The following is a 446-nucleotide window of genomic DNA, read 5'->3' on the forward strand; positions in this document are numbered from 1 at the left end:
GTTATGTGATTGAAGATACATCACAGATGATTGATATCTTCTTACCAGCGGGTAACCGTCAAAAGGCAGAAGATATTGAGTATCGTGCAGTTCGTCTTTTAGGGAGAAATCAAAGAATTAGTAGTCAGATGATGATGGACAACTCGATTGGCCGAGAAGTCTATCACATTATTATTAGAATTAATGAATTAATTATGTAAAGGAGAAATAATCAATGGCAAGTTCTGTTAAAACAATCGTGGGGAAACCTATTTCTGGTAAGAGTATTTTTTATTTTATTCAATCTGTACACAACAAAATTGGTGAAGCTGCCTTAATGCCTGCTCATCGTACATCAGGGGATTTAACATTAGGCGGAGATTTTATTGACGAGCAATCGCAACAAGGGCGTATTGTAGAAAAATCTAACGATGAACATGAAGTTGAATTAGCACAATATTTTGTGC

The 446-nt window shown here is 35.7% G+C and carries 2 protein-coding genes; both read left to right on the plus strand.

All coding sequences use genetic code 11. From position 1 onward, the window contains the following. Positions 1-200: hypothetical protein (locus QP363_RS12680; protein WP_284764747.1), on the plus strand; the 200-nt coding region annotated here is incomplete at its 5' end. A 14-nt stretch (positions 201-214) separates the two neighbouring features. Continuing rightward, the coding region (locus QP363_RS12685) for a phage major tail protein, TP901-1 family (protein WP_284764748.1) at positions 215-446 on the plus strand (232 nt) is incomplete at its 3' end.

Origin of the sequence: Corynebacterium sp. UMB6689 (assembly GCF_030215295.1) — a bacterium.
Classification (GTDB): domain Bacteria; phylum Actinomycetota; class Actinomycetes; order Mycobacteriales; family Mycobacteriaceae; genus Corynebacterium; species Corynebacterium aurimucosum.